General features: G+C 57.6%; 10 protein-coding genes. 5 read left to right on the top strand and 5 right to left on the bottom strand.

The annotated features are described in order from the left end of the window. The first annotated feature begins 219 nt into the window (after positions 1-219). From ACYVHB_RS22645 to ACYVHB_RS22635, 3 genes are all read left to right on the top strand, one after another. On the top strand, positions 220-627 hold the full coding sequence (locus ACYVHB_RS22645; protein WP_461054079.1) for a GNAT family N-acetyltransferase: 408 nt from the start codon (positions 220-222) through the stop codon (positions 625-627). Positions 628-649: 22 nt separating this feature from the next. Then, entirely contained in the window at positions 650-1039 is a 390-nt protein-coding gene (locus tag ACYVHB_RS22640; protein ID WP_461054078.1) for a DUF3471 domain-containing protein, read from the top strand. 91 nt (positions 1040-1130) lie between these two features. Then, positions 1131-2474, top strand: coding sequence for a PQQ-dependent sugar dehydrogenase (locus tag ACYVHB_RS22635; RefSeq protein ID WP_461054077.1), 1344 nt, complete (start codon positions 1131-1133; stop codon positions 2472-2474). A gap of 78 nt (positions 2475-2552) precedes the next feature. On the opposite strand, the gene ACYVHB_RS22630 is transcribed toward ACYVHB_RS22635, so the two are convergent. Together ACYVHB_RS22630 and ACYVHB_RS22625 are read right to left on the bottom strand one after the other, a co-directional pair. Continuing rightward, positions 2553-4283: a hypothetical protein gene (locus ACYVHB_RS22630; protein ID WP_461054076.1), complete on the bottom strand. Its 1731-nt coding sequence runs from the start codon at positions 4281-4283 to the stop codon at positions 2553-2555. Then, positions 4273-4881, bottom strand: coding sequence for an RNA polymerase sigma factor (locus tag ACYVHB_RS22625; protein ID WP_461054075.1), 609 nt, complete (start codon positions 4879-4881; stop codon positions 4273-4275). Before ACYVHB_RS22625 ends, ACYVHB_RS22630 begins: the two co-directional genes overlap by 11 nt. 180 nt (positions 4882-5061) lie before the next feature. Here ACYVHB_RS22625 and ACYVHB_RS22620 point away from each other — a divergent pair, with 180 nt between their 5' ends. Further along, a complete protein-coding gene (locus ACYVHB_RS22620) occupies positions 5062-5802 on the top strand; it encodes an SGNH/GDSL hydrolase family protein (RefSeq protein WP_461054074.1) in 741 nt (246 codons plus the stop codon). 42 nt (positions 5803-5844) lie between these two features. Here the strand turns inward: ACYVHB_RS22620 and ACYVHB_RS22615 are convergent, their stop codons facing one another. Together ACYVHB_RS22615 and ACYVHB_RS22610 are read right to left on the bottom strand one after the other, a co-directional pair. Continuing rightward, complete coding sequence (locus ACYVHB_RS22615) at positions 5845-7293, bottom strand: hypothetical protein (protein ID WP_461054073.1); 1449 nt, start codon at positions 7291-7293, stop codon at positions 5845-5847. Positions 7294-7304: 11 nt separating this feature from the next. Beyond that, positions 7305-7991, bottom strand: a complete 687-nt coding sequence (locus tag ACYVHB_RS22610) for an aspartyl/asparaginyl beta-hydroxylase domain-containing protein (RefSeq protein WP_461054072.1) — start codon at positions 7989-7991, stop codon at positions 7305-7307. A gap of 63 nt (positions 7992-8054) precedes the next feature. On the opposite strand from ACYVHB_RS22610, the gene cysC reads away from it, so the two are divergent. Continuing rightward, positions 8055-8612 carry an adenylyl-sulfate kinase gene (cysC, locus tag ACYVHB_RS22605; protein WP_461054071.1) on the top strand — a complete coding sequence of 186 codons (558 nt, stop codon included), beginning with the start codon at positions 8055-8057 and terminating at the stop codon, positions 8610-8612. Between the two features lie 25 nt (positions 8613-8637). On the opposite strand, the gene ACYVHB_RS22600 is transcribed toward cysC, so the two are convergent. Further along, a partial coding sequence (locus tag ACYVHB_RS22600) for a beta strand repeat-containing protein (protein WP_461054070.1) occupies positions 8638-13515 on the bottom strand: 4878 nt, incomplete at its 5' end.

Here is a 13515-nt window from a genome sequence, read left to right as displayed (position 1 = left end):
TTTAAAGAGTATGGTTCAACGTACACCATCAATTTCACAAAACTCATCATGAAAAATACTCAAACTAATATCAAACTTAATTCTGCTTGATTACTTATAACAAGACGTATGCTACTGGTTTCAATACACTCTACTAAGTACGCTACTCTTATCCGAAAACAGTTGCGAACGGTCCGCCGTAGCGGTTCCATCCTCTTCATCCTCATTCCCGCAAACTACATGATCAACATCCGCCCCATAACGTCCGAACAAACCTACCCACTCCGGCACGCCGTGCTCTGGCCGGACAAGCCCCTCGACTACGTTAAGATCGAAAATGACGATGAAGGCCATCATTACGGCGCGTTTCGGGAGGATGAATTGGTGGCGGTGATTTCGCTGTTTGTCAATGGGCGGGAGTCCCGCTTTCGCAAATTCGCCACGCGTCCCGACTGCCAGCGGATGGGCATTGGTACGCTCTTGCTGAACCACGTTATTGCGGAGGCCCGGCGCATGAACGCCACGACGCTCTGGTGCGATGCCCGGCTCGACGCAGCCGACTTTTATTGGCGGTTTAGGATGGAACCCGTCAGCGAGGTGTTTTACAAAGGGACCATTCCGTATGCCAAATTTTCGCTAACCTTGTAGTGAAACTTATTTCTACGAACGCATGAAATCGAACGTAACCACGTGGCTGCTGACCAGCCTGTTCAGTGTGACCATTGCTTTCACCGCAACCGCGCAAACGACCCCCGCCCCGGCAACGGCTCCTGCCGCCGACTCCACTAACCTGAGTGCGTATGCGGGTGCGTACACATTCGGTTCGGGTAGCCCGGTGCAAAAATTTACCGTTTCCGCCGAAAAGGGGGAGCTGTACGGTGAAGCCGATAGCTTCGGAAAGAACAAACTCCTGAAACAAACCAAAGCCCATACCTACCAGTCGACGAGTTCGTACGGCTCCGTCATCACGTTCGTATGGGATGCGGCTACCAAAGCCGTTACGGGCCTGACATTAGCCGCTCAGGGCACGGAATTGTCGGCGAAGAAAGATAATCCGTAACTCTTAGAATGAATAATGGTTAATGTAAAATGGATAATGTCGTTGGTGGCGTTATCCATTTTACATTAACCATTATCAATACCGCTCAACGATGAAAACGAAGTCCATTTTAGCATTTGCGCTGGCCACAGCGCTAATCGCCTGTAGCCAGAAAAAGGACGAGAGCCAGACGGGTTCAGACCCGAACGCAACCGGCACCACCGTTGCGACCACTGCGACCGCCCTTAACTTACCGGCACCCTACATCACCAAATCGGTAAAATACTACAGCAACGTGGTTGGCTGGGCCGATGGCAAAACCCCCACGGCACCGGCTGGTTTCACCGTTACCGAGTTCGCCCGCGACCTCCGAAGCCCCCGGTGGATCTACGTTGCCCCAAATGGCGATGTTTTCGTGGCTGAATCGAACACGGAACCAAAAACCGTCAAGAAAAAAGTCACGTCCGTCGTAACGGGTCAGAGCAAGTCGCAGCCTTCTGGCGAAAGTGCCAACCGGATCACGCTCCTGCGCGACACGGACAAAGACGGCAAACCGGAGCTGCGCGAGACGTTCCTAACCGAACTCAACCAACCCTTTGGGATGCTGGTGCTGGGCAACAGTTTCTACGCGGCCAATACCGATGGGCTGTTGCAATTCCCGTATCAGCCCGGCCAGACGAAGATGACAACCGCCGGGAAGAAAATTCTGGACCTGCCCGCCGGGGGCTACAACAATCACTGGACGCGCAACCTGCTGGCCAGTTCAGACGGCAAGAAAATCTACATCTCCGTGGGATCGGGGAGTAACGTTGGCGAAAACGGCATGGGAAACGAAGTGCGCCGGGCCAACATTCTCGAAATTAACCCCGACGGCACGGGTGAGCGCATTTTTGCCAGCGGTCTGCGTAACCCCGTTGGTATGGACTGGCAACCAACCACGAATACATTGTACACGGCCGTCAACGAGCGCGACGAACTGGGCGATGATCTGGTGCCGGATTACCTGACGAGCGTAAAAGAAGGCGCTTTCTACGGCTGGCCGTACTCGTACTATGGTCAGAATGAAGACCCGCGCCGGAAAGGCGAACGGCCCGATCTGGTCAAGAAGGCCGTGATGCCCGACGTTCCGCTGGGTGCACACACGGCTTCGCTGGGCCTGGCTTTTTACGATGCCAAGCCGGAGTCGCGCTCGATATTTCCCGCCAAATACCAGAATGGTGCTTTTATTGGACAGCACGGTTCGTGGAACCGCTCCGAATTTTCGGGTTACAAAGTCGTTTTTGTGCCGTTTGAAGGGGGAAAGCCCGGCAAACCGGAAGATTTTCTGACGGGTTTCGTAACCGGTAAAGACAAGGACGTGTACGGTCGGCCGGTGGGCGTAGCCATTCTGCCCGATGGTTCGATGCTGGTGGCCGACGATGCGGGTGGTCGCATCTGGCGGGTAGCGGCAAAATAGTCGTAGGAGTCAGTAAGTCATAAAGGGCTGGCGCGAACATTGCTTTCGCGCCAGCCCTTTATGACTTACTGACTCTCTTCAAAATTGATAAAACACCCTTGCCCGCAACCCGACCGACGTGCTTTCTTCCCAGTTGGCATCCGCTACGAGTGGAACGGTTACGACTGGTCCCGCCTGAACTGCCCAGTGCTTCCGCTTCCATTCCAGGCCTGTCCCGAAGGTTAGGTTTTGCAGTAAATCTTCGGGCTGAACAGTCGTACGGCTACCTGTTTGGTCACCCCGCCACGGATGTCGCTCCGTGAAGGTGACGAATTCTTTACTTTGAAAACTCAGCGTCGTACCCACCGAGGGCAACAGGCTAAGCGTCTGGCTAACGGGTATCCGGTAACCAAGGGAGACGGGTATCTGCACCCGAACCGTTTGTATTTCGATGCCTACAATCTTGCTGAGTGGGTTGATGCCACCACCGTAGTTGTATTTGAACTGCTTGAACTTTTTCGGTTTACGCCGGTCAAATTCCAAATCAGTCGGGAAGGTGCCGCCCGCGAACGACGCCATGCCTACCCCAACTCCTAGCGTCAGGTGCTTGCCAATTAATAATTCAGTTTGTAATCCACCACTTTGGACGGTACGCGACACCTCGCCCCCCGCCCCAACCCTGAAGCCGAACGCGACCCGGACCGGTTGACTGGCGGGCTGACTAACGGGCGCGGCCTGCCCACCTACAGTCGTCGTTCGGACGGGCTGCATTCGTTTGGTCTGACGGGACAGTGCCTGGTTCCAGTCAACAGACTTCGTGGTGAGCGGTCGGCTCGCTGCCAACTCATACGTTGCCGTGGGTTGATTCGTTACCCCCTCCGCTGGGACAATCTCCCCCGTTGACTTGTCAGAAGCCGTCATTGGCAAACCATTGCTGGTGGTCCGGCTGTCGGTTGAGGCCGTTACCGATGGACGCTTTTCTCGGCCCGGTGCGGTATTGTCCCGTTGAGTCCCGGACCGCATGGCTGTTCGCTCGTCCGTACGACGGGTGGTCGATTTGGTTCGTCCGGGACGGTTGCGCGTCGTATTTCTCGTGTCGTTCGTTACCGCGTTTATGGTGCCGTTCGCCACGGGCGACGTGTTATCCGGTGCGTTTGTCGTTTCATCCGCCACGGGCGATGTATTCTCCGCTACGTCGTTACGCTGGTCCGAAGCCGTTGATCGGGTAGACTGCCGTTGTTGCGGCTGGGCTTTAGCCGACAACCGGACGCGGTCGGCCCGGTCAGCCGACGATTCAGCAGGGGCATTAGCCGACCGTTGCGCCACCCGGTCCAACGCGGGGTTGGCGGGATGAGCAGGCACGGGTACGGACCGCGTAATGTAAACGGTATCGGTGCGGTTGGCAGTTGCCTGACCCCGGTTGGCCGGTTGACCAACCGGATTGGCTGGTACCTCATTACGCCGGGCGGTTTGCCCATCGGACGGAAGCCGTTCGGCGTTGGGGGCGGCTGTTTTGAGGAGTGCCTGACGGGACCGGGCGGTTTGCTGCTGGCGCAACTGGCTGAGGGTCTGCCGTAAATCGCTGATCTGTGCCCGTTGCCAGGCTGCAAAACTAACCAGCACAACGGCGCTGACGGTCGCTGCGGCCATCAGCCACGGCCGGGCCGTCCGGCTTATCGTAAAGGGATGGGGCGTTGTGTGTATGCCGGACGGGGGCGGGGTAGCCTGTTGAAGCGTAGCCTGCATTCGTTTCCAGTCTTTCTCCTCGAAATCCGGCCGGATGCTTTCCAGTTTCCGCCGGATGCTATCGTTGAATGGGTCAGTTTCCATGGTGTCGGAATGGTACGGCTGAGCCGCTTTGTGCGTGGAATGGGTAGGCCTCTTTGATGAGTACCTGTAATTTCTGGCGGGCACGGGCGAAATTCGAGCGTACCGTGGCTTCGTTGTGTTCGAGCAGCCCGGCTATCTCGTGCAAACTGTAGCCGTCCACCACGTGCATCATAAACACCGTCCGGTAGGTAGGGCTAAGTTGCTGAACCAAGGCCAGGATCTCCTCGGCCGCCATCTGATCCACCACGTCATCGTCGAACGACACCTGCTCACCCGCATCTAAAGTCGTATGCTGGTCGGTCCGGCTGTTTTTTCGATAATGGCTGATGGCGGTGTTGACCAAAATTGTCCGCAGCCAGGCTTTAAACGGCAACGTCTCGTCGTACCGGTCGAGGTGTTGAAACGCTTTTAGAAACCCTTCGTTCAGCACGTCTTCCGCTTCTTCAGAACTGGACGTGTAGCGCAGGCAGATGCTTTTTGCGTAACCAAAAAACTGCTTGAACAGCGTCCGCTGCGCGCGCGGATCATTGACACGACAAGCCCGTATGATGCTGGGAAGATCATTGTCGGTGAAGGTAGCCGTCTTTTTGAAGAACAAGTTCAGTCAGATTTACGAGGTTGCCTACGGTACAAACTACAATACGCCGAAACGATGGATACTGTTGCAAACGTCCGTTACTATTAGTTAGTATAACCCGAATTGTCAACGTTGCCACGTTTCGATTTGGGCGGGCGTATAGGCAGGAAAACGGATGGATATGCGCCGTTTCGCTACGGAATGAAAATTCTTTTACTTGGTGATGGTCACGCGTATGGATGCGGGTCTCCGACGTGCGGGTCTCCGACGCGTCAACTCAGTTACGTCGGCCATTTTGTTCGTCAGCAAAGCCGCACGGGTCGGGCGGTGAGCGTTGAGGCCTACGCGCACCTGACACTGCCTGAATCGACCGCCCTGCTGGACCGGCTACCACTCAGCCAGTACGACCTGATCGTGTTGCAACTCGGCCCCGACCTCATTCAGCGGACTGTGTTCCAGAAAAAACCGGTGCGGTCGGCTGGCGTTAGGGTGCTGCCAATCCTGAACCAGCCAATCCAGGCAAGTAGCCGTGCTGCACTTCCGCAACTGATGAAGCGCGTTGGCCGTATCGGTAAAACATTGCTTGACGTTGCCGCGTCGGTCGTTCCGGGGTTTGGTTGTCCGGCTGCGTTGGCGCAGTTGCTAACGCTTCTGCGACCCTATCGCCACACGGTATTGCTGATGACGCCGTTCCCGTGCCGAACGGTACCAGAGCAGTGGGCCAGAGCGCGGAGCCGGTCGGTGTTGCTGGCAACCGGCATGAGTCAGGCCTTCAGCGTCTTCGATACGGAGGCCGTCGTTCAGCCGCGCGACGAATATTTCCTGACGGGCGACAATGAACACCTCAACGCCGTGAGCCATGAGTTGATTGGCCGTGCCCTGTTCGACTTCTACCAATCGGCACCAACCATCGTTACGGTTCACACGACCAACCGGAAATAGGGCGCTCCTCCGAGGGTAAGGTACCAGACAATGATGGCTGCGCTACTGCCTTAACCAGTGCGTCATTGTCGGAAACGTGTCGGTTTGGGTCAAGCCCATCCACACTAATAGCGGCAATCCCATGTACACACCACTGCCGAACGTGTCGAGTAGCCACTGGCTTTGCCCTTTGTAGCCATCGGGGTGAAAAACGACCTCGCCGGGCAAGCCTATCGTTTGGCAGGCGGCAAAGGTCCAGAGCAGCACAGCCACTTCATCGCCCTGCTTGTCGGGTCGGTCGTGGGTGATGTTGTCCTGAAGCAAGTGCCGCTCGGCCGGGGGCGTTACGGCAATGTGGCCGGCTTCGTGCAGCACGTCGCCGGGGTAGCGCAGTTGGCGGGGATCGACTTTAAGGTGACCACCGTCAATCAAAATGCCCGGCAAAAAAGTAGGCTCCGTGAGTGTCGTCTCGACCACGTCAAGGCCAATCTCGTGGAGAAAAGCATAGATCCGGTTGAGAATCAGGGATGGCTTGTTCATTCGGCGGGTTTTGTCAAGCTGGCGATACCGGTTCATAGCTGACTCAAGGCAAGCCGGAACGGGCTGCTGCGGACGGGTCTCGTCAAAGGGCTGATCGGGGTATTTAGCGTGGTACCGGCTCCGTTGCATCATGCTTGCTCTATCTGCTGGGTCAACGTCAATCGACAGGAAGTCAAGCATTTGATCGAGCATAGCCGCGCCGTTGGCCTGATAGTTAAGTAACCAGGCACGGCTGTCTATTCGGGCGATGGTGAGCATGGTCTGCAAATACCGGTCGAGCACCGCTGCCGTGTAGCCATCCAAGTCCGGGTTGGTTGCCACGACCGGATCGAAGCCGAAAAGTTCGGGTTGAATAAGACCCGGCACGGCCTGCATACCCCGGCGTTTCTGGTGCGAACGAACCACCTCGTCGGGTGAGCGATACAGCAGTATGAACGGCACCGTTGGGTAAAGTCGGCGAATGGTTTCGTGGAAAAACAGGTTCCAGCTATCCATTTTGATGAATAACCGCGTTTCGTTACCCGTCCGTTTGGCACCGAGCCAGCGAATGACGGCTCGCAGGGCAGCGTCCCGGTCGGCGGTCGACAGGCTGTTGGCTAATGGGGAATACGGCAGCCGCAGCAGTTCGTCGATCAGGGGTACTTCCGAAAGCACGATGTGTTGCTCAGGAATAGTCAGTAGCTGCGACAGGAGCGTGGAGCCGCAGCGGGATACGTGAAAAATAAAGGCGGTTGGTTCAACGGGGAAACGCCGTTCGGCCGCGTCGACCAGCCCCCCCACCGTGCTGACGGGGTGCCAGCGCGTGGTATTGTACGAATGGCTTTTGCCGCGAATGATGGTTTCATCGAAAAACGGTTCCGTAAAGCGGTTGTCGCCTACGTACAGCCAGCGGACGGTCAGGTGGCCGTCGTTCATGACCAGTTTATACGGAATCCAGTCGCTGGGCAACGGGTCGGGTACGGTTGGCGACACACGAAATGGGTTTAGTCGGGTTCAGTAGTTAGCTGGTCAATCAGCGTTCGGGCGACTTCAGTATCCTGCCGGGCCAGTTCGGCAATGATTTGCAGCTTCATGGCCGACGTTAGCTGGCGACCCTGTTGCTCTTCATCAAAATCGTACCCGGCCTGCCCAAACAACGCGTCTGACCAGGCATTCCGCCGACAATCCAGCACCAGATGCACCCGGTCGGTGGGGCCGCCGTTGCGTACACTGTGAAGCAGGTCGAAGTTCGCGTACCAGCAGTCGCCAACGGCCATGGGCAACACCGTTCCATCGACCCGAAAGACCACGTCGCTGCCCGTTTCGAGGGGAATGTGCAGCCGGAAAAAGCCGTATTCGTAGCTGGTCTCCAAATCCCGGTGTTCATGAATAACACTGTCGGGAGCCAGCGCTAACAGCCGCACTGCTTCTTTGGGACACTGGAATACACGCACAATATGCTCAATATACGGGCACTGCGCCAGTAACGGCGTATCGCGGTACGTACCCGGATGCGCCCGAATATCCGTTTCAGAACCCGATGCCGAGCGCAGGGCGATGCTACTCCACTGCCCGGAATAGTCGGCCTGATTGAAATGCGGAGGCCAGTCAATGGCTCGGCACGTGGCTAAATCGACCGCCAAACGGGCTGGATCGAAGGAGAGTGGTAAACGAAAAAAACGGTTTTTCATGCGGTTAAGAGGTCATTACAGCGTACCTATGTTTACTTCGGGTAAGAAATCGTAATCGGACGTATGGTATTCATTCAGCTAACGGGCCTGTCGGGAGCGGGCAAGACAACGGTATCGCAACGGGTGCAAAAACGATTGCAGCAGCAGAGGTATGCGGTTGAAGTGCTCGATGGCGACGAATACCGCCGTCAGTTGTGGCCTGAACTCACTTATTCCGTGGCCGACCGGCAGGAAAACATCCGGCGGCTGGGCTATCTGGGGCGGGTGTTCAGTCGGCACGGCATCATCGTCATTCTGGCTGCGATCAACCCGAACCGGGCCGTCCGGGAGGAACTGCACCGGCTAAACCAGCCTGCCCGAACCGTTTTTGTTGACTGCGCACTGCCAACGCTTATTGAGCGGGATACCAAAGGATTGTATGCCAAAGCCGCCTTACCCGACGACCACCCCGACAAACTGCATAACCTGACCGGCATCAACGCGCCCTACGAGCCACCCCTGACACCCGACCTGACCCTGCATACCGACCGGGAATCAGAAGCTGATTGTGAAGAAAAACTGCTCCAGTTTATCCTGCTTTGCCTGAAAGAAACATCGGCTAAGCGACTCAATCAGAAATGATTGAGCCACTTAGCCGATGAACTGCTTACTGCTTAATCAATTTAATAACCCTCGACTGCGTAGGCGTACTAACCTGTAGCAGCAGTAGACCACTCGATTGCGCTCTGAGTTTAATCGTATGGCGCTCCACGGGCAATTGTCCCTCAATCAACTGATCCGTTAGCACCTGACCACCCGTATCGGTGATGCGTAACCGCAGCGGCTGATGCTGAGCACCCCGCACTTCCAGTCGTACCGTTTCGTCCTGCACTGGATTTCCCAGCACGGTCACCGTCAGGGATTCGGTGGATTCGGCAGCACCCCGTCGGGCACCTGGGAAGCAGGCCGCCAGCCAGTTGTAGCTGAAACTGGCTTCTCCGGCCGTACCCGTCTGTCTGGCTTTGAGCGTAATAACGGGGTTGTCGGTGTAGAGCGTCAGCGTGTAGGGACCCGGATTGGTGGTGGGCGAGAGTTCGTTCACGACCGAAAAACTAATGGGTTGCCCGTTGGTTCCGCTGTACTGGGGCGTAAAGCTCACCTGCCGCTGACCGGCCGTTACCACTACGCAACTCACCGTCGTCACCGCCGTAATGGCGAATGGCGCGTTGACCACGGACGCGGGGTTAACCGTGATGGTGAAGCTGGTGCTCACGCTCAAACTCCCCGGATCGGTAGCAGTAACGGTCACCGTCGACACACCCGATGCCGAAGGCGTTCCGCTGATAACGCTGCCGCTCAGGCTCAGGCCCGCTGGTAAACCGCTGGCGCTGAAGGTCAGTGCATCGCCGTTGGGGTCGCTGAAGGACGAGGCTACATTGAGACTGAAGCCCTGGCCCACCGTCGCGTTCTGGTTGGCAATGCCCGTGGTGGTGGGTGCCTGGTTGGTTGGCGGGTTGACCCCGTTACAGGCGGCTAACCAGTTGTAGCTGAAGCTCACCTCGCCCGGCGTACCCGTCTGCGTGGCCCTCAGGGTGATAACCGGATTATCAGGATACAGGCTCAGCGAATAAGGTCCCGGTGCCGTCGTGGGCGAGAGTTCGTTGGCCACCGAGAAGCTGATGGGCTGCCCGTTCAGGCCTGCGTACCGGGGGTTGAAAGTGAGGTTGATCCGGTTGGCCACTGGCGTACAGCTAATGGTCGTCACCCCCGTGATGGCGAAGGGAGCGGTCGTTGTCATTGAAGCCGGATTCACCGTAATTGTGAAGCTGGTGCTCACGCTCAAACTCCCCGGATCGGTAGCAGTAACGGTCACCGTCGACACACCCGATGCCGAAGGCGTTCCGCTGATAACGCTGCCGCTCAGGCTCAGGCCCGCTGGTAAACCGCTGGCGCTGAAGGTCAGTGCATCGCCGTTGGGGTCGCTGAAGGACGAGGCTACATTGAGACTGAAGCCCTGGCCCACCGTCGCGTTCTGGTTGGCAATGCCCGTGGTGGTGGGTGCCTGGTTGGTTGGCGGGTTGACCCCGTTACAGGCGGCTAACCAGTTGTAGCTGAAGCTCACCTCGCCCGGCGTACCCGTCTGCGTGGCCCTCAGGGTGATAACCGGATTATCAGGATACAGGCTCAGCGAATAAGGTCCCGGTGCCGTCGTGGGCGAGAGTTCGTTGGCCACCGAGAAGCTGATGGGCTGCCCGTTCAGGCCTGCGTACCGGGGGTTGAAAGTGAGGTTGATCCGGTTGGCCACTGGCGTACAGCTAATGGTCGTCACCCCTGTGATGGCGAAGGGAGCGGTCGTAGTCATTGAAGCCGGATTCACCGTAATTGTGAAACTGGTGCTCACGCTCAAACTACCCGGATCAGTGGCCGTTACCGTTACCGTCGACACGCCCGACGCGGAGGGCGTACCGCTGATGACGCTGCCGCTTAGGTTCAGCCCACCCGGCAAACCGCTGGCGTTGAACGTCAGCGTCTGGCTGTCGGGGTCGCTGAAGGACGAAGCTACATCGAGGCTGAATGCCTGACCTACCGTCGCCGTTTGGTTGGCAATCCCCGTCGTGGTAGGGGGTTGGTTGGTCGGAGCTGGTTCGTTTACGGTTAGCGTAAAGGCAGTCGAGGTTACGCTATTGCAAGGGCCGGTAGCGACTATAGAATAGCTACCCGCATCCGAAAGCTGCACGTTCATCAGCGTCAGCGTGGCACCCGTCTGACTGGCTACGGGACTGTTGAGGTTGTCCTTATACCATTGATAGGTAATCGGTCCCGTACCCGTAACCGACACACTGACCGTAACGGTGGCACCAATAACTACGGTCGACGCGGACGCTGGCTGAGCGGTGATGGCGAGGGGACTGTCGGCCGTGCTGGTGACGGTGGTGGAGGCCGTACCGGTGCATCCGTTGGCATCGGTGGCTATCACCTGATAAACGTCCGCATTGGTAACGGTCGCGGTGTTACCCGCTGCCCCGCCAATCTGATTAGCTCCGTTATTGAAGGTATAGCTGCTCAACCCGGCGGTAGCCGTCAGCGTAACGCTGGTGTTGGTGCAGGACAACGGACCGGAGTTAGTCAGGCTAACCGTTGGTGCCGCCGGGTCACTGAGCGTGACCGACGTAGCGACCGAACCGACACAACCGTTGTTGCTAATCGAGAAGTTGCTATACGTGCCAGCGGCCAGACCCGTCAAACTGAACGCATTGCCGCTCACCGTCACCGTTTTGGGACTGCCCGCTCCGGTGTAGGTGAGTGAGTAAACGCCATCAGGTAAGTTAGTGCTGGTGAAGGCGATGCTGCCCGTCGCCGTTGCACACGCGCTGGGGTTGGTCCCGGCTCCTGCTGTTAAGGTCGGCGCGGCTGGGTCGTTGAGCGTGACCGCCGTAGCGACCGAACCCGTGCAGCCGTTGCTGGTGAGAGCGAAGTTGCTGTAGGTGCCAGCCGCCAGACCCGTCAGCGAAAAGGCATTCCCGCTCACCGTGACGTTCTTGGGACTGCCCGCTCCGGTGTAGGTCAGTGAGTAAACACCATCGGGCAGGTTGGTGCTGGTGAAGGCGATGCTGCCCGTCGCCGTTGCGCAGGCGCTGGGGTTGGTTCCGGCTCCTGCCGTCAGCGTTGGCGCAGCGGTAACCGTAACGACAACGTCGCCGGTGGCGGGCGTACAGGCCCCGTTGCTCACCGTCCAGCGCAGCACGTAGGTGCCTGCTCCCCCCGCTGGGGTGAAGACGGCCGTGGGCGAAGCCGTATTGTTGAACTGGGAGGACGCCGTTGAGGGGCCGCTTAGTACACTCCAGACGCCCGTGCCATTGGTGGCCGTGGCCGACAGGGTGGCCGTGCTGCCGCTGCAAATGGCTTGACTGCCTCCAACATTAGCGATGGGCTGCGCCGGGTCGCTCAACGTTCTGGACGCCGTTACCGAACCGACGCAGCCGCTGTTGCTGATGGAGAAATCACTGTAGGTGCCCGCTGCCAGACCCGTCAATAAAAAGCCGTTGTTGGCCACCGTCACTGGTTTGGGACTGCCTGCTCCGGTGTAGGTGAGCGAGTAAACGCCGTTGGGCAGGTTGGTACTGGTGAACGTGATGTTACCGTCTGATGCGCCACAGGTCGTGGGATTGGCTCCCGCACCCACCACCGTTAGCGTTGGCGTGGGATTGACCAATACGGTTACACTGGCTCCTGCCGTCGTTGTACCATCGGTGGCCGAGGCCGTAACGGTGTAGGTTGTGGGGACATTGACAGCGGGTGCGTTTTGCGTGAACGCGGTCAAACTGGCTCCCGAAGCGGCAAAGCCCGCCGGGGTGCTGCTCCAGGTGTAGTTGGTGGGTGTAAACCCGGTTGCCGTTGCCGTCAGGTTCAATGGACTGCCCGCGCAAACTGCCGCCGGTGCCGCCGGGCTAATGCTCAATCCCCCTTCGGCTACGTTGTTCAGGTTCACCGTCACGAGAGCCGTGGCCGACAGGGTCCCATCCGACACCCGAACGCTTAAACTAAACGTTGGCGTAGTCTCGAAGTCCAGTGCCGTGGTATTGGCTACCTGCAGTGAATTGCCCACTAACGTGAAAGCCCCGCCCGTATTGCCGCTCAGAATCGAGTATGACAGCGTCGCTCCGGCATCCGGGTCCGCAGCTACGACCGTCCCGACGACCGTGGCATTGGCCGCGTTTTCGTTGACGGCAAATGTCTGCGGGCTGATCGTTGGCGTTTCGTTTACGTTGGTTACTGTGATCGTGAATGACTCCTCATACGTAGCTGCGGGGGAGCCACTGTCGGTGGTGCGAATCCGAATCAGATAGCTGCTCTTTGTCTCGAAGTTAAATACGGCAGCGGTGTTCAGTTGACTGCCCACTATTTGAAACGAGGCATTATCGGTTGATCCAGCGCCAGTCACCAGCGAGTAAATGAACGTTTGGCCCGTGTTGGCGTCGGTGGTACTCAGCGTACCCACAGCCGTACCACTGGCCTGATTCTCGGCCACCGACGTTGCTGTTAGCGCAATATCGGTGGGGGGGGCGTTGGCGATTCCGGTGGTGAAATTGAACGTCGTATTGTTGAAAATACCGGCAAACACGCGCCCGTCGGCGTCGGCAAATACTTCTTCATCAGCCCGGAGTGCATACGCGGTTGAGTTGGCTAAGGTTATGTTGGGATCGAGAACCCAGGTGGTTCCCGAACCGGTTACCTGACTGCTACCCACCGCCACCGTTTCGACTATCACATTGTCGGAGGTGCGCACTATGTGCAGATTACCATTGCCTTTACTGACGCTGACGTTAAATGTCAGGGTTATGTTCGTACTGGGCACTACACCCGTGGCATTGTCTGCCGGAATTGTTGAGGTGAGTATAGGAGGTGCCGAATTTTGTTGGACCACCCGTCCGGCTGAGTTGTTGGCAGGTTCGATCAGGTCCCGGTCTCCGTCATTGTCAAAGTCGACCGAAAGAGTTGCTGTGGTGACCTGGGTAAAGGTGATGCCATTGAGGGGGCCACTGGT

The sequence above is a fragment of the Spirosoma arcticum genome (assembly GCF_054779955.1).
The sequence above is the reverse complement of the archived record's forward strand: the minus strand, read 5'-3'. Positions and strand labels throughout refer to the sequence as shown.

Coding starts and splice junctions, on each gene's coding strand:
- ACYVHB_RS22645 (WP_461054079.1), top strand. CDS start 220: ATGATCAACATCCGCCCCATAACGTCCGAACAAACCTACCCACTCCGG.
- ACYVHB_RS22640 (WP_461054078.1), top strand. CDS start 650: ATGAAATCGAACGTAACCACGTGGCTGCTGACCAGCCTGTTCAGTGTG.
- ACYVHB_RS22635 (WP_461054077.1), top strand. CDS start 1,131: ATGAAAACGAAGTCCATTTTAGCATTTGCGCTGGCCACAGCGCTAATC.
- ACYVHB_RS22630 (WP_461054076.1), bottom strand. CDS start 4,283: ATGGAAACTGACCCATTCAACGATAGCATCCGGCGGAAACTGGAAAGC.
- ACYVHB_RS22620 (WP_461054074.1), top strand. CDS start 5,062: ATGAAAATTCTTTTACTTGGTGATGGTCACGCGTATGGATGCGGGTCT.
- ACYVHB_RS22610 (WP_461054072.1), bottom strand. CDS start 7,991: ATGAAAAACCGTTTTTTTCGTTTACCACTCTCCTTCGATCCAGCCCGT.
- cysC (WP_461054071.1), top strand. CDS start 8,055: ATGGTATTCATTCAGCTAACGGGCCTGTCGGGAGCGGGCAAGACAACG.